Source organism: Exiguobacterium sp. TNDT2 (assembly GCF_003331145.1).
Classification (GTDB): Bacteria; Bacillota; Bacilli; order Exiguobacteriales; family Exiguobacteriaceae; genus Exiguobacterium.
The window spans coordinates 1-18,572 of record NZ_QLVE01000003.1 but is presented as its reverse complement, the minus strand read 5'-3'; the positions used below and the strand labels follow the sequence as shown (position 1 = coordinate 18,572).

At 48.8% G+C, this 18,572-nt stretch carries 22 protein-coding genes; 1 reads left to right on the top strand and 21 read right to left on the bottom strand.

Going from position 1 to position 18,572, the window contains the following annotated elements; translation table 11 throughout:
* Nucleotides 1-11: 11 nt before the first annotated feature.
* The 12 genes from pth to metG all read right to left on the bottom strand — a co-directional run bounded on the left by pth (nucleotide 12) and on the right by metG (nucleotide 11,292).
* Nucleotides 12-569, bottom strand: coding sequence for an aminoacyl-tRNA hydrolase (pth, locus tag DPV68_RS03190; RefSeq protein ID WP_034781796.1), 558 nt, complete (start codon nucleotides 567-569; stop codon nucleotides 12-14).
* Between the two features lie 55 nt (nucleotides 570-624).
* On the bottom strand, nucleotides 625-1,581 hold the full coding sequence (locus DPV68_RS03185; protein WP_021065746.1) for a ribose-phosphate diphosphokinase: 957 nt from the start codon (nucleotides 1,579-1,581) through the stop codon (nucleotides 625-627).
* A gap of 45 nt (nucleotides 1,582-1,626) precedes the next feature.
* Entirely contained in the window at nucleotides 1,627-2,982 is a 1,356-nt protein-coding gene (gene glmU / locus DPV68_RS03180) for a bifunctional UDP-N-acetylglucosamine diphosphorylase/glucosamine-1-phosphate N-acetyltransferase GlmU (RefSeq protein ID WP_034781794.1), read from the bottom strand.
* 185 nt (nucleotides 2,983-3,167) lie between these two features.
* Nucleotides 3,168-3,467: a septation regulator SpoVG gene (gene spoVG / locus DPV68_RS03175; protein ID WP_034781793.1), complete on the bottom strand. Its 300-nt coding sequence runs from the start codon at nucleotides 3,465-3,467 to the stop codon at nucleotides 3,168-3,170.
* A gap of 135 nt (nucleotides 3,468-3,602) precedes the next feature.
* Entirely contained in the window at nucleotides 3,603-4,427 is an 825-nt protein-coding gene (gene purR, locus DPV68_RS03170) for a pur operon repressor (protein WP_114165389.1), read from the bottom strand.
* Nucleotides 4,428-4,500: 73 nt separating this feature from the next.
* Complete coding sequence (gene ispE / locus DPV68_RS03165; protein ID WP_198662231.1) at nucleotides 4,501-5,364, bottom strand: 4-(cytidine 5'-diphospho)-2-C-methyl-D-erythritol kinase; 864 nt, start codon at nucleotides 5,362-5,364, stop codon at nucleotides 4,501-4,503.
* 100 nt (nucleotides 5,365-5,464) lie between these two features.
* Nucleotides 5,465-5,701, bottom strand: a complete 237-nt coding sequence (locus tag DPV68_RS03160) for a Veg family protein (protein ID WP_021065751.1) — start codon at nucleotides 5,699-5,701, stop codon at nucleotides 5,465-5,467.
* Nucleotides 5,702-5,783: 82 nt separating this feature from the next.
* A complete protein-coding gene (gene rsmA / locus DPV68_RS03155; protein WP_114165387.1) occupies nucleotides 5,784-6,662 on the bottom strand; it encodes a 16S rRNA (adenine(1518)-N(6)/adenine(1519)-N(6))-dimethyltransferase RsmA in 879 nt (292 codons plus the stop codon).
* Nucleotides 6,659-7,219 (bottom strand): ribonuclease M5, encoded by a 561-nt coding sequence (gene rnmV, locus DPV68_RS03150; RefSeq protein ID WP_114165386.1) that lies wholly within the window; start codon nucleotides 7,217-7,219, stop codon nucleotides 6,659-6,661. Before rnmV ends, rsmA begins: the two co-directional genes overlap by 4 nt.
* The gene (locus DPV68_RS03145) at nucleotides 7,212-8,516 is read right to left on the bottom strand and encodes a 3D domain-containing protein (RefSeq protein WP_232819475.1); all 1,305 of its coding nucleotides are present in this window, start codon (nucleotides 8,514-8,516) and stop codon (nucleotides 7,212-7,214) included. Before DPV68_RS03145 ends, rnmV begins: the two co-directional genes overlap by 8 nt.
* Nucleotides 8,516-9,283, bottom strand: coding sequence for a TatD family hydrolase (locus tag DPV68_RS03140; protein ID WP_114165384.1), 768 nt, complete (start codon nucleotides 9,281-9,283; stop codon nucleotides 8,516-8,518). Before DPV68_RS03140 ends, DPV68_RS03145 begins: the two co-directional genes overlap by 1 nt.
* Nucleotides 9,284-9,336: 53 nt before the next feature.
* Complete coding sequence (gene metG, locus DPV68_RS03135) at nucleotides 9,337-11,292, bottom strand: methionine--tRNA ligase (protein ID WP_114165383.1); 1,956 nt, start codon at nucleotides 11,290-11,292, stop codon at nucleotides 9,337-9,339.
* Nucleotides 11,293-11,621: 329 nt separating this feature from the next.
* Between metG and DPV68_RS03130 the strand changes: the two genes are divergently transcribed.
* The gene (locus DPV68_RS03130; protein WP_024372343.1) at nucleotides 11,622-11,915 is read left to right on the top strand and encodes a transition state genes transcriptional regulator AbrB; all 294 of its coding nucleotides are present in this window, start codon (nucleotides 11,622-11,624) and stop codon (nucleotides 11,913-11,915) included.
* A 16-nt stretch (nucleotides 11,916-11,931) separates the two neighbouring features.
* Here the strand turns inward: DPV68_RS03130 and rsmI are convergent, their stop codons facing one another.
* From rsmI to DPV68_RS03085, 9 genes are all read right to left on the bottom strand, one after another.
* A complete protein-coding gene (rsmI, locus tag DPV68_RS03125; RefSeq protein ID WP_114165382.1) occupies nucleotides 11,932-12,801 on the bottom strand; it encodes a 16S rRNA (cytidine(1402)-2'-O)-methyltransferase in 870 nt (289 codons plus the stop codon).
* Nucleotides 12,773-13,051 carry a GIY-YIG nuclease family protein gene (locus DPV68_RS03120; RefSeq protein ID WP_114165381.1) on the bottom strand — a complete coding sequence of 93 codons (279 nt, stop codon included), beginning with the start codon at nucleotides 13,049-13,051 and terminating at the stop codon, nucleotides 12,773-12,775. The genes rsmI and DPV68_RS03120 overlap by 29 nt, the downstream gene beginning before the upstream one ends.
* On the bottom strand, nucleotides 13,044-13,778 hold the full coding sequence (locus DPV68_RS03115) for a tRNA1(Val) (adenine(37)-N6)-methyltransferase (protein WP_114165380.1): 735 nt from the start codon (nucleotides 13,776-13,778) through the stop codon (nucleotides 13,044-13,046). The genes DPV68_RS03120 and DPV68_RS03115 overlap by 8 nt, the downstream gene beginning before the upstream one ends.
* Nucleotides 13,779-13,843: 65 nt before the next feature.
* Nucleotides 13,844-14,179: a DNA replication initiation control protein YabA gene (gene yabA, locus DPV68_RS03110; protein ID WP_021065760.1), complete on the bottom strand. Its 336-nt coding sequence runs from the start codon at nucleotides 14,177-14,179 to the stop codon at nucleotides 13,844-13,846.
* Nucleotides 14,180-14,202: 23 nt separating this feature from the next.
* Nucleotides 14,203-15,033: a PSP1 domain-containing protein gene (locus DPV68_RS03105; RefSeq protein ID WP_034781766.1), complete on the bottom strand. Its 831-nt coding sequence runs from the start codon at nucleotides 15,031-15,033 to the stop codon at nucleotides 14,203-14,205.
* A gap of 6 nt (nucleotides 15,034-15,039) precedes the next feature.
* A complete protein-coding gene (locus tag DPV68_RS03100) occupies nucleotides 15,040-16,032 on the bottom strand; it encodes a DNA polymerase III subunit delta' (protein WP_157964135.1) in 993 nt (330 codons plus the stop codon).
* A gap of 17 nt (nucleotides 16,033-16,049) precedes the next feature.
* Nucleotides 16,050-16,379, bottom strand: a complete 330-nt coding sequence (locus DPV68_RS03095) for a cyclic-di-AMP receptor (RefSeq protein ID WP_029594397.1) — start codon at nucleotides 16,377-16,379, stop codon at nucleotides 16,050-16,052.
* On the bottom strand, nucleotides 16,379-17,017 hold the full coding sequence (gene tmk, locus DPV68_RS03090) for a dTMP kinase (RefSeq protein WP_034781763.1): 639 nt from the start codon (nucleotides 17,015-17,017) through the stop codon (nucleotides 16,379-16,381). The genes DPV68_RS03095 and tmk overlap by 1 nt, the downstream gene beginning before the upstream one ends.
* Before the next feature lie 2 nt (nucleotides 17,018-17,019).
* Nucleotides 17,020-18,441 carry an aminotransferase class I/II-fold pyridoxal phosphate-dependent enzyme gene (locus DPV68_RS03085; RefSeq protein ID WP_232819474.1) on the bottom strand — a complete coding sequence of 474 codons (1,422 nt, stop codon included), beginning with the start codon at nucleotides 18,439-18,441 and terminating at the stop codon, nucleotides 17,020-17,022.
* Nucleotides 18,442-18,572 lie beyond the last annotated feature (131 nt).

The window sequence follows — 18,572 nt, the reverse complement described above, 5'->3', positions numbered from 1 at the left end:
ACGTTGACCCTTTAGTTATATCGATTCATGAGCGCGATCCATTCCGTGTCCACAAAATCAGTCGCGGCGGACACCGCTTGATCGAGCGTATCATTCAATTCTGGCATATCTTCTTTCCGGTAGTTCATGAGCACCCAATCGACGACTTTAATCGGATGCGGCGGACGACCGATGCCTAGTTTCAGACGTTTGAAATCTTGGGTTCCCAGGTGTTGAATCAGCGACTTGATGCCGTTATGTCCACCGGCACTGCCTTTCGGACGGAATCGCAGTTTCCCTGGCACCATGTCTAAGTCGTCATAAATGACGAGCAAGTCATCAATCTCAATCTTATAATAATCTAAAATCGGACGTACCGACTCCCCTGATAGATTCATGTAGGTGAGCGGTTTGACGAGGACGACACGTTCTCCATTGATTCTTCCCGTTCCGATCAATGCTTTAAACTTGGCTTCATCAAGTTGAATCCCATGTTTGTCAGCTAAGCGATCAATCGCTAAAAAACCGACGTTGTGACGGGTCATCTCATATTTTTTGCCTGGATTCCCGAGGCCGACGATACATTTCATCTTATTCCTCCTGAACAAAAAAGCCCAAAGGCGAACGCCTTCGGGCCTCGTTTTTTTAATCGAACAGCGTGCTCACCGATTTGTGCTCGTGGACACGCATGATCGCTTCCCCAAGCAAACGGGCAACCGACATCTGCTTGATTTTGCTCGAACATTCGCGACCTTCTAAATCGATCGTGTTCAAAACTACGAGTTCTTTGATTGACGAGTTGTCGATCCGTTCCATCGCCGGTCCAGATAAGACTGGGTGTGTACACGAGGCGTACACTTCTTTGGCACCTGCTTGGACGATGGCATCGGCCGCGAGCGTGATTGTTCCAGCTGTATCGATGATGTCATCGATCAAGATGGCCGTCTTGCCTTCAACGCTGCCGACGATGTTCATGACTTCAGCCACGTTCGCTTCAGGACGACGCTTGTCGATGATGGCGATTGGAGCCTTCAAACGTTCGGCTAGCTTACGGGCACGCGTGACGCCACCGTGGTCCGGTGAGACGACGACAATGTCTTTCGCTTTAAATTCATCTGTCTCAAAATACGTCGAGATGAGTGGAACACCTAATAATTGGTCTACTGGGATATTGAAGAAACCTTGGATTTGAGCAGCATGCAAGTCCATCGTGATTAAACGAGTGGCACCTGCAACCGTCAATAAATCAGCGACAAGTTTCGCTGTGATCGGCTCACGTGAGCGCGCCTTGCGGTCTTGGCGAGCGTAACCATAGTATGGCATGACCACGTTAATCGTCCGAACCGATGCCCGTTTCAACGCATCGATCATGACGAGTAACTCCATGAGCGTCTCGTTCACCGGTGAGCTCGTCGATTGAATGATATACACATCATCGCCTCGCACGCTCTCCTCGATGTTGATGTAAAGTTCTCCGTCGCTAAACCGCTTCACTTGGCAATCGCTGAGCGGGATACCAATTTCCTTGGCAATCTCTTCGGCGAGTGGGCGGTTTGAGTTTAAGCTAAATAGGCGAATTTCACGTTCATATACAGTAGACATGTTTAGGATTCTCCTCCATCGTTTTCCATAATAGTAGGCAGCAACTTATCGTTTCGTGTAACCTTCTTTATTCGTTTGGCGTTCGCGTGCAATCGCAAGCGCCTCTTCAGGAACGTCATCCGTGATCGTCGAACCGGCTGCTACGATTGAGCCTTTCCCGACTTTCACCGGAGCAATCAAGTTCACATTGCAGCCGACGAAGGCATCGGCTTCGACGACCGTTTCGAACTTGTTCTTGCCGTCATAGTTGACCGTGATCGAGCCACAGCCGAGGTTGACGCGTTCCCCGATCGAAGCATCTCCGATATAGCTGAGATGTGATGCTTTCGCACCGTCTCCGAACGTTGATTTTTTGATTTCCACGAAGTTACCGACGCGCGTATTCGCGCCGAGGACTGCTTGTTGACGAAGGTGGGCGAACGGCCCGACCTGTGCTTCAGTTCCGACACGGCTGTCACTCACGACCGATTGACGAACCGTCGCACCGTCTTCGATGACGCTATTGCGGATATCTGAATTAGGACCAATCACGCACTCTGAACCGATAATCGTTTTCCCGAGAATGACCGTCCCTGGATAGATGATCGTATCCGAACCGATGACGGCATCTGGTGAGATGTATGTCGAAGCTGCATCCATGAATGTGACACCTTCACGCATGAGGCGTTCGTTCGTCCGCTTGCGCATGACCGCTTCAGCTTGCGAAAGAGCGACACGGTCGTTGACGCCGATCGTTTCATCGAATGTCGGCGCCGTGTGTGCTGCCACGACTTCGCCTGCTTCTTTCGCAATCGAGATGACGTCCGGCAAGTAGTATTCACCTTGAGCGTTGTTGTTCCCGACTTGCTTCAATGCATCAAACAAGAGCTCGTTATCGAACACGTACGTGCCTGTGTTGATTTCACGGATTTCTAGTTCAGTGTCAGACGCATCTTTATGCTCGACGACTTTTGTGACGTTTCCGTCTTCCCCACGGATGACGCGACCATATCCTGTCGCATCGTCAGCGATGGCTGTCAGTACTGTCACTTTCGCTTGCTGGGCTTCATGATGCGCCAACAGCGCCTCGAGCGTTTCCGCTGTCAACAGTGGTGTGTCGCCGCAAACGACGAGCGTTGCGCCCGGTTTGCCTGCGAGTTCGCTTTCTGCCATCTGCACTGCATGACCTGTCCCGAGCTGTTCTTCTTGGACCGCATATTCCACGCGTGAGCCCAACGTCTCTTGTACCGCTTCAGCCCCATGGCCGACGATGACGATTTGACGACTGACCCCGATTTTGTCGAGTTGATCGACGACGTGTTCGACCATCGGTTTTCCAAGGACCGGATGAAGCACTTTATAAAGCTTCGACTTCATGCGCGTTCCTTTACCTGCTGCCAAAATGACTGCAAAACGATCCATTCTTGATTCGCTCCTATCTCATATCGACTGTAATGTACTCAATTGTTCGGTTTTTTTCTACATTCAAATCTTATTTACACCGTATCTACTATATCGAAACCGTGACGTGGTTTCAACCGTTGTAACCATTCGTAACCAATGAAACGTAAAAAGGCAGCGGAAGGGTCCCCATCCGCTGTCAAAGATTACTCATTCATGGCATTGTATCGTGCTTGCGTCTCGGCAATAGCGACGTCCTCTTGGCCGTACGCCTCTAGAACAGCCGCCTCGACTTTTTGACGCATATCTCCATTAATCGGGTGAGCGATATCGCGGAAAATCCCTTCTGGCGTCCGCTTGCTCGGCATCGCTACGAAAAGACCGGTACTCCCTTCAATGATTCGAAGATCGTGTACCACAAATTCATGGTCGAGTGTAATGGAGGCCAGTGCCTTCATTCTACCTTCCGTCGCGACTTTGCGAATTTTTACGTCTGTGATCTGCATGTTTCGCATCCCCTTTTCATCGTTGTCTAGACCGTGGTGTACCTTCTAAAAGGTTGAGATGATTCCAAGCGAACCGATTGACTTCGTACGAATCTTATACCCTTTCATCATAAAACGAAATCAAATTTTTGCCAATCACTTTAAGAACTGTTCGACGTTTCCTCGCGAAATGGTGACGAGTCCTTCATCCGAATCGACGTTCGTCAATTTCATCAAACTGACGTATTCGCTTACCATCTTCTTCTCGGCGCCTTCCGCTTCCATGAGGACACCGACACCCGCGAGGTTCGCCTCGAACTCATTCAAGAGACTCATCATCCCGCGAATCGTACCGCCCGCTTTCATGAAATCGTCAATCAACAAGACGTTCGCGCCACGCGGCAAGCTGCGACGAGCGAGCGCCATCGTGCGAATCGCCTTTGACGAGCCTGATACGTAGTTGATGCTGACCGTCGAACCTTCGGTGACACGACTGTCAGAACGAACGATGACGAACGGGACACCAAGTTGCTCGGCGACAGCGTACGCGAGCGGAATCCCTTTTGTCGCGATTGTCATGACGACGTCAACTTTACGATCGGCGAACACAGAGGCGAAGACTTGCCCCATCGGCTTCACTTGGCGCGGGTTCCCGAGGACATCTGTCAAATAGAGATAGCCTCCCGGAAGCAACCGTTCCGGTTTCGACAATTGCTCACATAGGCCGTCGATCATCGAGAGCGACTTTTCCTTGCTCCAGCCTGGAATGAACATGACGCCGCCGGCTGCCCCTGGCACTGTGACGAGTTTTCCCGTGCCATCATGCGAAAGCATTTCACTGACGATGACCAAATCTTCACTGATGGATGATTTGGCTGCTTTATAACGACTCGAAAACATCGATAATGAGACGAGCTGGTGTGGATGGTCCAGCAAATAACGGGTCATATCGACAAGACGACCACTTCTACGAATTTTCATACGGATTCCCCTTCACTTCTTCAATAATAGACGAATGTTCTAAACAGAATATATCAAACTCATTCGTCTTTGTTCAATGTTTTTTGCCGAGAATCCGAACGACGAACACTTCAGGACAAAATCCCTTCAGTCCATTATAGACACGATGTGCTTTTTGCTCGTGCTCAATCAATGCGAATACGGTCGGTCCGCTGCCGCTCATGAGCACCCCATCTGCCCCGCAGTGGAGCATCGTCTCTTTGATTTGACGGACTTCCGGATGAAGTTCGAGCGTGACTGCCTCGAGGGCGTTCCCAAGATGTGAACAGATGCCAGCGAAATCCCGATCCCGAATCGCCGTGACCATCGCCTCGGTGTTCGGATGCACCATCTTTTCCATCTGCACGGCACGATAGACGTCAGCCGTCGACACTCCGATTTTCGGCTTCGCCAATACGACGTAGCACGGCGGCGGTGACGGAATCGTCTCCAATTGTTCGCCGCGTCCGCGCGCGATTGCAGTTCCTCCCATGACACAAAACGATACGTCCGAGCCAACGGTGGCCCCGAGTTCGGCCAACTCTTCTAACGAAAGGCCGAGGTCGAACAATTCGTTCATCCCTCGAAGCGTCGCTGCTGCGTCGCTCGATCCTCCAGCCAGTCCAGCCGCTACCGGGATTTGTTTATCTAATACAATTTCGACACCCTGTTTGATATTGAATCGCTTCCGTAACAGTTCAGCCGCACGATACGCCAAATTTCGATGGTCGTTAGGCACGTAGGCATGCTCAGATTGAATTCGAATCTCATCTGTATCCAAGATGGTCAATTCCAACCGGTCCGATAAGTCCACTGTCGTCATTACCATTTCCACTTCATGATAGCCGTCTGTCCGTTTTCCGAGGACGTCAAGCGTCAAATTGATTTTTGCCGGCGCTTTCACGCTGATCGTGCGCATATCGTTCACCCTTCCCATGTATCTCCTGTTCGCCATTGTACCGTAAACGAGCGCACAAAAAAAGAAGCAGCTGCCAATGCATCCGCCCCTCATTTATCAATCAATTGCTGAATTCAATTTTAACTGTATCCGTTAGAACATCAGCGTAGCTATATGAGACCCGTTCCACGTTATGGTGATCTTCATCCAATTTGACGACGAACACCGCGGGATACGTCTCAACGAGCGTTCCAAACCGAGTAACGACTTTCTTACGACCGCCGTTTGCTTTCAACGTCAATCGTTCTCCGACATGCGATTCAAGTTTTTGTCTGATTTCTTGCAACGTCTTTGGCATACGCTTCACCTCACTGTTACAAGTATAACACATTCAAAAACGAAAATAAAGATTAATATTATATCGATTCGCTATCCGGTCGTCAACTGTTTTTAAGTGGTAAAATTATGTCAGCCAACCGTGCAAACTCTTCAAGCGAAAGCGTTTCGCCTCGCCGTTTCGGATCGATTCCGGCATCGCTTAAAAACCGTTCGATTTCCATTTTTTTATCTTTTCCGAGGTGATTCGTCAAGTTATTCAAGATTGTTTTCCGACGTTGTGCGAAACTGGCCCGGGCAATCTCAAAGAAGAAGGCCTCATCTTTAACGTCGACAGCCGGTTTCGGACGCATCTTCAACGTGATGACCGCTGAATCGACGTTCGGAGCCGGCATAAACACATTTTTCGGTACAACAAAGCTCACGTTCGCCTCTGCATAATATTGGATCGCAATCGAGAGAGAGCCGTATGCTTTCGTCCCGGGCTTCGCTCCAATACGCTCGGCAACTTCTTTTTGAATCATCATGACGAGTGAACGGAACTTGATTTGGCTTTCCAGTAAACGCATGATGATCGGCGTCGTCACATAATAGGGTAGGTTGGCTACGACCGAGATATCCTCGATTCCTTGGCTGAAAAATTCTTGCTCAACAATATTTCGAATGTCGAGCTCGAGGGCGTCCCCGTGGATGACATGCACATGTGGATAAGGAGACATCGTATCTTCCAAAATCGGAAGCAGACGTTGGTCGATCTCGAGGGCGACGACCTTTTTAGCCCGCTTGGCAGACTGTTCCGTCAGTGACCCGATACCGGGACCGATTTCGAGCACCCCGCTCGCCTCTCCTAACTCCGCGGCGTCCACGATTTTATTCAAAATATTTAAATCGATTAAAAAGTTCTGTCCGAGCGACTTTTTAAACGAGAAACCGTGACGTTCTAGAATCGATTTCGTGCGTTGAATTGTGGCGATGTCTTTCAATGATTTTCCTCCTCTAACTGAGCCAATGCCCGTTCCCATTCTTCAATCGTGACCCGTAACGCCTCCACGCGCTTCACAAACTGTTTGGCGTTCGGTTCACCAATGCGAAGTAACACGCCGAGCCGTTTACGGCGTCGCGCCGCGTCCACGCCGCCAATCAAATCGGCTTCGAGCACCATCTGGCGGGTGACGAGTGGCAAATCGGTCTCGACTCGCTGTTCATACAACGCTTCGAGCACACGGCGAATCGTCGCTGGAGAAGCATGCTCGACCCCAATCTTGCCGCGTTTATCTTTCGCTTCGGCCCGAGGTAAATAGGCATGCTTACATCCTTTAACCTGCTCCTCGACGATGGCTCGGATTCGGTCACCCGGGTAGTCTGGGTCCGTCAAAATAATGACGCCGCGCGTTTCTTGAGCGCGTTTAATTCGTTCGATTGTCTGTTTCGAAACGGCCGATCCATTCGTTTCAATCGTATCAACGTCATATACTTCTTGAAGCCGTGTCGTGTCATCTCGACCTTCGACGACGATCACTTCTTGTATCTTTTCACGCATCATCGGTTCCTTCTTTCTCTTCTTGCTTCGGAATGACCCAAATCGTGAGCGGCTGACGTCCAAACGTTACCGCTTCTTCTTTCGTGTCCATCATCAAGTCAATTTTATGACCTTTGATCGCACTGCCTGTATCTAAAGCAATCGCCATGCCAAACCCTTCAACGTACACACGTGTGCCAAGAGGAATAATAGCGGGATCGACAGCAATGATTCGCATCCCTTCATAAAGAATCGTATCTGTCACATCGTAACCGCTGCGGGTCAGTACCCTGCCATCAAATGTGACCGTGTCTTCTGCATTGTTCGTATACGCCGTCGCCTCAACGAGAAGCTGTTTCGCAGAGGTAAAATCTAAGACGTCCTCGGCACGAGGTGTCTCTTCAATCTTAATCTCCGCCTCGTCTCGAAACGGACTCGCCGGTTCGGTCGTGGCAATCGTCTCTTGATTTGTTACCGGTTCTGCCTCCGGTTCAGCCACGACTTTCGTCCCTCGCTTCATGATTTGAGGACGCACGGTTCGTAGCGTCTCTACGTTCGTTTCGGTCCGATTTGTAATTGTACCATTTTCTACTGTCAATGCATACCGCGTCCGTTCGAGCCCCGGGATGCCGACTTGCACGACTTCGGTCTCTCCGAGTTCGAGCGTATCGTCCTCTTCCATGACAATTTCAAACGGGATAAGACGACTTTCATATTGTACGACGTCTCGACTCACATTGACGCTGATGGTCATTCCATCCCGTACCGGTGTCGTGAGAGCCGGGACGACCGTATCTTGGTCAGAAATCGTCACATTCGCCTCCCGTAACGCCTGTTCGACAGTTTGAGCCATCGTATACAATGTCTTCGCCTCGTCCCCGACGATGACATCGAGGGCGACGACAGGCTGATACCGGATGGTCATGCCAGATGTGATTGGGGTACGGATGCCCGGATATACGTCGTCCCCTTCACGTACACTCACTCCATAACGAAGCAACACGTCTTTGACGGTCCGTTCACGCGTCTCGATCGTCTCGGTTTGTCCGTAACCGATCTGGAGAGAAACCGGGCGTGCCCGCTCAATGTAAATGACTCGATCAAGCGGGACGTCCGCACTCAAAGCCGGCGTTACAACGTCGGTTTCATCAATGGTAATGCCAGTCTCTTCTAACACTTCTAACACCGATTCACCTCGGCTCTCGTATACCGTCGTCACTCCATCATCAATAATCGTGATAGCTTCAGACTGCATTGCCATATAGGTGATTACGGATGCAACCACCATACCGAGGCTCAATACAAGTCGTCTGAACATCATGGGAGACGGAACAGGCGCTTCGCATTGGCTGTCGTCGCCTTAGCGATTGCGTCGTAGGACATATCGCGAAGCGATGCAATCTCTTCGGCGACATACGTGACGTAAGCTGGTTCGTTCCGTTTACCACGGAACGGCGTCGGCGTTAAATACGGGCAGTCCGTCTCAACAAGGAGCCGATCGAGCGGTACTTGTTGCGCCACTGCTTTCGGTACTTTGGCATTTTTGAACGTCACCGGTCCCCCGAGAGAAATATAGAAGTTCAAACGCAAACAACGCTCTAACAATTCAACTGACATGCTGTAACTATGGAACACGCCACCGACCTCTTCAGCATGTTCTTCTTCTAAAATATCGAGTACGTCAGCGGTTGCTTCTCGGTTATGAATCACGATCGGCATGTTCGTCCGCTTCGCGATGGCGATTTGTTGCCGGAACACGCGTTGTTGGATATCTTTAGGCGATTTATCCCAATGGTAGTCGAGCCCAATCTCCCCGAGCGCCATCACTTTCGGATGATTCATCAATGTTTCGATTCTTGCTAAATCGGCCTCCGTGCAATCAACGGCGTCGACCGGATGCCAACCGACGATCGCATAAATATCTTCATACGTTTCCGCGAGCTCGATCGCGCGCGTGATGGTCGGATTGTCGAACCCGACGACAAGCATCGGGGATACGCCAGCCGCACGAGCCCGTTCAATCGTCGCTTCGACGTCCTCATTGAACTGTTCGGCATTGATATGGGTATGTGTATCAATCAACATGGTGGTTCCTCCTTATATAGACAAAGAGGGAGACCGAAGTCTCCCCCAAACGATTATTTGACGATGGCCCCGTTCGGCATATTCTCAGATACGGTCGCAAGTTCAAGCTTGCCGTCTTTATCCGCCGCTAGAATCATCCCTTGTGACAATTCGCCACGCAGTTTGACCGGCTTCAAGTTGGCGACGACGATGACCTTCTTGCCGACCAAGTCTTCCGGCGCATACCATTCCGCGATACCCGAGACAATTTGGCGTTTCTCCCCGCCCATGTCGACTTGAAGTTTCAACAACTTCTTCGCCTTCTTGATTTTATCGGCTTCGATGATTTGACCGACACGGAACTCGACTTGATCAAAGACGTCAATCGTAATTTCCGGACGCACGTCCTCATCTTCGACATCGCCCGCTTCCGCTTCTTCGACGCGTGCTTGCGACGCTTGACGCATCATCTCTTGAATCGCATCGACTTCTTCTTTAACATCGCGACGTGGGAAAATCGGTGTCCCGTCTGTGACGACGGCTCCATCGAACGCCGCGAACGTATCGAGCGCTTCCCATGACATATCTTCTCCTTCGAGACCGAGCTGACGGAACATCTCTTTTGGCGCCCGTGTCATGAACGGTTGAATCATGACCGCGACGTGACGGAGCACGCCGGCAAGGTGAGTCATCACCGACGCCAGTTCGTCCCGTTTTGCTTCGTCCTTCGCCAAGACCCACGGTTGCGTCTCGTCGATATATTTGTTGGCACGGCTGACGAGTTGCCAGATGTTTGTGAGCGCGACGGAAAACTCCATGTGTTCCATGGCAGCTTCCGTCTTCTCTGTCGTCTCGTTGACGACTTGAAGCAACGAGGCATCGAACTCTGTCACATTGCCCGCATAAGCAGGGATCTCCCCATCAAAATACTTCTTAATCATGGCCACGGTCCGGTTGAGCAGGTTTCCGAGGTCATTGGCAAGGTCGAAATTCAAGCGATCCACAAACGCTTCCGGTGTGAACGTGCCGTCCGCCCCGAATGGAACTTCACGAAGAAGATAGTATCGAAGTGAATCGAGTCCGTAGCGATCGATGAGTGGAATCGGATCGACGACATTGCCCTTCGATTTCGACATTTTGCCGTCTTTCATGAGCAACCAACCATGTGCGAAAACTTGTTTCGGTAATGGAAGGTCAAGCGCCATAAGGAGCGCCGGCCAAATGATCGTATGGAACCGGACGATTTCTTTTCCGACCAAGTGCACGTCGGCTGGCCAATAGCGGTTGAACAACTCGTCGTTGTCCGACCCATAGCCGAGGGCAGAGATGTAATTCGTGAGCGCATCGACCCATACGTACACGACGTGTTTTGGGTTCGATGGCACTTGGACACCCCAGTCAAACGTCGTCCGTGAGACGGCCAAGTCTTGGAGACCAGGCTTCAAAAAGTTGTTGATCATCTCGGTTTTCCGAGATTCTGGCAAAATAAAATCTGGATGCGACTCGAAGTACTCGATCAAACGATCGGCATACTTACTGAGACGGAAGAAATAGCACTCCTCGCGCACAAGCTCAACCGGGTGACCGCTGTCAGGGCTCTTCCCATCGACGAGCTGTGACTCCGTGTAATACGTCTCATCGGAAATCGAGTACCAACCTTCATACTCTCCGAGATAAATATCATCATTTTTTAGAAGCGTCTCGAACACATGCTCGACGACAGCTTTGTGACGTGCGTCTGTTGTACGGATGTAGTCGTCATATGAAATCTCAAGACGATCCCATAATACTTTGATGTCTTTGACGACTTCATCAACGAACGCTTGCGGTGTCACACCGGCTTCTTTCGCTTTTTCTTGAATCTTTTGACCGTGCTCGTCTGTACCCGTCAAATAACGGACGTCAAATCCTTTCAGACGTTTATAACGTGCGATTGCATCGCCAGCTACCGTCGTGTAGGCGTGACCAATGTGTAGTTTAGCACTCGGATAATAAATCGGAGTCGTAATATAAAAAGTAGGCTTCGCCATTGTATGTTCTCCATCCTTTCGACATTTGCAACTTCCATTATACACGGTTCGACAAAAGAATTTCCAAACCAATTGTTTGGAATTATTTTGTTATTACCTTATAAAAAATGTTCCAATAAAACCCTTTCTTTGTTTCGCATCCTAACTTTCGGGGAAATTTAGGTATATATCACTCTCATATCGTCAAATTTCGAAAATGTAGATTTCCAATAGTAAGCAGTTGACTACAATTGGAAAGTTTAGTATGCTTTTTGCTGTAGTAACATTGTCGAATTTTGACGAATCATGTCACCAAGAGATTTCGACACCATTGGAGGAGGAAATATAAAATGAAATCTACAGGTATCGTACGGAAAGTCGATGAACTCGGTCGTGTCGTCATTCCAATCGAATTGCGCCGCACGCTCGGAATCGCTGAGAAAGACGCTCTTGAAATCTACGTCGACAACGAGCAAATCGTCTTGAAAAAATACAAACCGAATATGACTTGTCAAGTGACAGGTGAAGTATCAGACGACAACTTCAAGTTGGCCGATGGTAAATTAATCCTTTCACCAGAAGGCGCACAACGCGTTCTCGTCGAGTTGAAAAACATGCTCGAAAACTACTACAGCGAAGAGTAAGCAAGGGATTCCTTGCTTACTCTTTTTTGTCGACTCGATGATAGGCGTCATACACTTCGCTACGCGATAAGCTGCGTTCTTTAGAGACTTGTTTGATAGCAGCGTTTGGCTTCAACCCATCCTCGATGTAACGGTCGACGTGCTCGAGCGGCGATAACGCCTCCCACCAGTCATGTGTCGGTGCCGCTTCCGTCGATCCTTCCACCATGACGACGAATTCGCCGCGTACTTCGCCTTCGCACCAGACCAGCGCTTCTTCTACCGTCCCTCGTAAAAACTCTTCAAACGTTTTCGTTAACTCTCGTCCGAGAACAAGTTGCCGATTGCCGAACACGTCTTGAATCCCGATCAGCATTTCTTTTAACCGATGTGGCGCTTCATAAAAAATGATAGTGCCCGGTTCATATTGTAAGGATGACAACACATCGAGCCGATCTTTCTTTTTGCGTGGCAAGAATCCATAATACAAAAACCGCTCGGTGGCAAGGCCAGAGGCGACAAGAGCCGTTAACGCCGCGTTCGCTCCAGGGAGCACGACAACGGGGAGCTTCGCTTGAATGGCAAGCCGCACGAGGTCACTCCCCGGATCCGAAATCCCTGGCATACCCGCGTCTGAGACAACGGCAATCGACTTGCCCGCCTCGATATCCTCAATCAAGCGCGGACCGCTCACATTCTTATTGTGCTCGTGATAGCTGACCAGCTTCGTCTCGATACCGAAATGGCGACAGAGTTTCATCGTTTGGCGCGTGTCTTCAGCCGCAATCAAATCGACTTCTCCTAGAATTCGAACCGCCCGATACGTCATATCTTCTAAGTTTCCGATTGGCGTCGGCACAACGTAGAGTGTAGGTCCGTCAGTCTGATAACTTTTTTGTGAGTTCATTACTCGTCCCCTCCATCAATTGCTGTTTTTGAGCCCGAGTGAGTTGTTTGATGGACCATTCGTACTGCATGGCCACACGCTTCGTCTCGAACGACTTGATGTACCGTAACGTTACTGGGAGACGGGCTCGTGTGTATTTCGCACCTTTCCCTGCGTTATGCGCCTCAATCCGTTTCTCCACATCCATCGTATATCCGGTGTAATACGTACCGTCCTGACACTCAAGGATGTACGCGTAGTGTTTACGCATCGAGGATTGCCCGCATGTCACTCGTGTACGTATCATCTTCCTCATAAACGACAAACGGAGGTAAGATTGTGAGTCCTGCTTTTCCATCTTTTGACCCCTCTATTAAAAGTGTATTCGCGTCCCGGCCTTGTTTTGGATAAACAAGTTGCATTCGTTTCGGTTCAATCCGATACGCCCGCATGAGCGTCAGAATGTCGAGCAATCGTTCCGGACGATGGACGAAGGCCACTTTCCCACCCGGTTTGACGAGTTGACTGGCTGAACGGATACAGTCTTCTAACGTGCACAGGACTTCATGGCGTGCAATCGTATGATGTTCATTTTGATTGCGTAGCGAGGTCTCGTTCGCCAAAAAATAAGGAGGATTGCATGTGACGACATCATAACGGGCATATCCTAATCGACTGGCAGCCGTTTTCACATCCCCCTCAACGATGTGGAGTCTCTCGTCCAACTCATTGATAGCAATGCTTCGATTGGCCATGTCGACGAGACGAGGCTGGATTTCCACACCCGTGATCGTCCCCTTCGTTCGATATGATAAAAAGAGCGGAATCGCCCCCGTGCCGGCGCACAAATCGACGAGCTTTCCTTTTTGAATCGGTACCCACACAAATTCGGCGAGTAATACGGCATCCAATGAAAATGAAAAAACATCATCACTTTGAATGATCTTGCCGGCACGCCCTAACAAATCATCAAGACGTTCACCTTGTTTAACAGTCACGCCATTTCCCTCCTACATAACGTACAAAGGCGACGGACAGGAATGCTCCCGTCTATCGCCCCTTATTAATGTTTATTTAGCATCGACATGCAGAAGAGACAGTCTCCGTCTTTTCTGACTTGTCCATAGTGCAAATTACAGATGTGAAACCCTTCTTGGTATAAAGCGGCCAAGTTGTTCTGCCCTTTTCCGGACAACGCAATTTGAGGATCCCCATCAGGCGTCTCGACTTCTGCGAGTTGTTCTACTTTTTCGCGCAGATGATGGTTCTCGAGATACATGTGTTGGTTTTCTTCGAGCAAATAGGCGAGTTGCTCTTTGAGCACCCCTAAATGCTCCGTCAACAATTGCATCTGTTGCTCGATCGCATCGACCCGCATCATGACTTCCTTTTTATCCATTCTTTCCACTGCTCAGCACCCCATCACTGTTTCGACGGTTTTCGTTTGACTGCACCGACCTCGACGAGCTCGTCGATTGTATACGTCACTACACGGGTCCGATCATTCAACTCGACTTGAATCAATTGATCCAAGATATTGAGACCGATGACACGTCCGTCACCTTCTGGAATTTTGATTCGTTTTCCGACGTCTGGTAAATCCCGCTTCAATTCTTCATACGTATCATTCTCGTATTTCAGACAGCACATGAGACGACCACACACACCGGAGATTTTATTCGGATTCAAGGATAAGTTCTGATCCTTGGCCATCTTAATCGATACCGGTTCAAATTCCCCTAAGAACGAGGAGCAACACAACACACGGCCACAAGGTCCGATTCCGCTCAACAGTTTCGCTTCGTCCCGAACTCCAATTTGACGGAGTTCGATTCGGGTGCGAAACACACTTGCTAAATCTTTGACGAGTTCCCGAAAATCAACGCGCCCTTCTGCCGTGAAATAAAAGATGACTTTATTACGATCGAATGTATACTCAACATCGACTAACTTCATTTCAAGTCGATGTTCACGAATTTTTTCTTCACAGACGGCGTGAGCGTCAAATGCTGCCAATCGATTGTCTTGAACGATTTCGGCATCTTTTTGATCGGCGACACGAAGGATTGTCTTTAATGGCAATACTACTTCGTCTTCACCTAGTTGTTTACCAACTTGGACGATTTCACCGTATTCGATGCCTCGTACCGTCTCTACGATGACATGGTCCCCACGTTCAAGCGTTGCTTCGCCTGGTGAAAAGTAATAGATTTTTCCCGCTTCTTTAAAACGGACTCCGACTACTTCAAGCACGCTCTCCTATCCTTTCTGCAAATCGAACGTTAACCGTTCGAACGTTAATTGAGGATTGACGTTTGCCTCAAGCCGTCGAATCGCCTCATGGACAGATTCAATAGCATGGACGATTTTATGAACCGGACGATCTTTTACAAACGCGGTAAATAGCGCTTGTTCTTTCGTAAACAACTCCGGGACATAGTCTGTTCGTACTTTGAAGTGGAGCGCTTGCTCCAACCAATTTCCGAACAGCTCGAGACCGACTCGCAATTCATTCCGCCCTTTAAAATGACCGAGCCATTTTTCTTGGGCAAATAAAAGCAATTCTTGCGGGCGTTTTGTCAATACTTCAACTAATTGTACCACTAGCCCATACGCCTGTACAAACCAGTCGTTGTGAAGCGCCTCACGCGCTTCTTCGAATTTCAGATATGTCTCTAAAGCAAGACGCGCTAAATCGCTCGTACATTGCACGTCTGCGACCAACGTTTCCACAAGCCGTTCTCGATCAATCGGTCGGAACACTAAATGCTGAGCTCGCGAGCGAATGGTTGGTAATAGGAGTTGCGGCTGGGTCGTGACCAAGATGGCTAGTTTCCCTACACCCGGCTCTTCAAAGAACTTCAATAAGCTGTTGGCGGCTTGTGGCGTCATTTTATGGGCTTGGTGAATCACATACACTTGACGGTCACCTTCTGCACCACGTAAAGACAAGTCACTCAATAACTGTTGCACCTGTTCTTTCTTAATGCTGGCTCCATCCGGTTCGACTTCCATGTAGTCGACAAGGTTTCCCGAATCCATTCGTCTACAGTTTCGACAGTTACCGCAGGGTTCTACCCCGTCAGGCGACTCGCAAAAAAGGGCTTTCGCAAACAGCTGTGCCGTTTCAATCAAGTAAGGTTCATAGTCACCTGAAAAGATATATGCATGACCGACCTTTTGAGCAACGATCGAATTTTCAATCACTTTCGCAATAACCGTTTGAGATTTCGCTAACTCTTGAAAGCTCATATTCGTGACCGTTCCCATTAAAACTGATGAAATCCTTCAATCGGCAAGACAAACACAGTCGCTCCGCCAACTTGGACTTCTACAGGATAAGGAATGTATGAATCAGCGTGTCCACCCATCGGTGAAATCGGCGTAATCATTTGATCCCTGCTCGAGCAGTTTGATTTGATTAACGCAAGTAGGTCATCTAACCGCTCTTTCGGTACACCAATCATAAACGTGGTGTTTCCTTCTTTCAAAAAACCTCCCGTTGTGGCTAATTTCGTTGCACGGAAGTCCTCTTCAATCAAAGCATCTGATAAGCGGGCACTGTCCTTATCATGTACAATCGCGATTACCATCTTCATCATTGCATCACTCCTCTTTCTTTTAATCGTTCTAACGTAATATCTAACACTTCATCCTGAATGGTTTCAATCGAGGCGTTCGCATCAATACGTACCATTCGTTCTGGATGTTGCTCTAATAATATTTGAAATCCTTCGTATACGCGTTGATGGAAAGACTCATCACGGCTCTCGATTCGATCTAATTGGCCTCTATCTTTCATGCGATGGCTCGCTTGATCCGGGGTCAAGTCAAAGAGAAACGTCAAATCTGGTTTGATCCCAGCAGTCGCCCAGTCGTTTAACGACAAAATTTGTGACAAATCATATTGGAGCCCATAGCCTTGATACGCAATCGAGGCATCCACAAATCGATCGCATACGACAACTGCTCCACGGTGGAGAGCCGGTCGAATCACTTGGTCAATGTTTTGAGCTCGGGATGCGGCATAGAGCATCATTTCGACTCGAGGCGTCATCTCATCATGTTCTGGCGAGAGCAAAACTTCGCGAATACTGTTTCCAACCTTCGTTCCCCCTGGCTCTCGGGTGACGACCACTTCATACCCTTGCTCAGTCAATGACTGAACTAACAATTGTAGCTGTGTTGTTTTCCCAGAACCATCTGGTCCTTCCACAGTAATAAACATACCTTTCACGCTTAAAACTCCTCTACGATAACATCAATTTGTTTCATCATAACATGTCTACTTGCCTGCAGGTTCCGTCCTAATGAAATCCATTCATTCAAAACTCGGATTTTCTCGTCTGTGATGACTTCTCCTCTTAGAATCCAGGGAATCCCCGGCGGATACGGAATAACGGTCTCTGCCGCAACAGAACCAATCGCTTGCTCAAACGGTAGACGTTCAATATCAGCGTCGTCCGATATAGAACGCAACAACGAAACGCGTTCAGTCATCGGGTAAGGATAGATTGTCTCATCTTCAACAATGAGCGGGACGTGCTGCGATGCATTTTTAATCAGTTTGACCCAATGTTGAATCTCTTGGCTTTTTAATTCCCTTAACGGCAAGCAGAATAACACGTGATCTTCTGCAGCCAGTTCCACGTCAATACCGATTGACGCTAAATGCTGGCTAAAGATCAGACCATTTTTAGGGTATGTTAACACAGTCATCTTGGTGAAGTCATCGCCCACTTTGATTGAAAACCCAGCACGTCTCATTTCCATGATGAATGAAAAATGACTCGTTTGAATATGAGTCCAATCTCGATTACTCAAGTTTTCGAGGTACTCTCGGGCGTAATCAAGCGAGGCCATAATCAAGTAAGATGGGCTAGATGTTTGGAAAGATGAAAGCGCATGAAAGAGACGCTTTTCATCGATTTCTTCTTTATAGTGAATCCATGCCCCCATCGTGAGAGCGGGCAATGTTTTGTGGGCTGATTGTACGACTGCGCTAGCCCCCTCGAAGATAGCTGATCGCTTTGGAAATGTAGGATGAATCAAATGAGCGCCGTGTGCTTCATCTACTAATAGGGGAATATTTAACGGACGCAAGTAAGCACTGATTTGCTGAATGTTTGCCATGTCTCCGTAATAAGTGGGAGACGTTAGGAGAAGCGCTTTTCCTCCTGGATACTGCAAGACAGCATCCTGAATTGTTTCTAGTGAAATGACAGTAGGCAGACTACTTCCTCTGTCTAATTCCGGTGTGAGTAAAATCGGTTCTAGACCAAGCCACTCAATGGCGTTCCAAACCGATTTGTGGGAATTACGTTGTACATACACTCGTTCTCCACGCTTTACGGTTGCTGCTAATAGACTCCAATTCCCTGCAGTAGAGCCGTTTACCAACCATTTGCTTTTACTCTGGTAAAGGGATCCTAATGCCTTTTCACCTTCTAAAATAATACCTTCCGCATGGTGTAAATCATCCAAGTGACCAAGCTCTGTTAAGTCATATGGCATAATTTTTTGGAAGGCCGTCGGAAGCTTTTCATCTCTCACCGTTCCATTGTGATGGCCAGGTACATGAAAAGAAACCCGTCCTTCTCGCACATGTTGCTCAAGCGTCTCCATAAATGTAAAAGGATTATGTTTAGGTTTTCGAGTCATTTAGACACCTTCCCATCCGAATTAAATACGACATATATATACAAAAAGAGACGACCAAGCGGATGCTTGATCGTCTTTCGCGTTGGCCTGGCAACGTCCTATCCTCACAGGGGGAGACCCCCAACTACTTT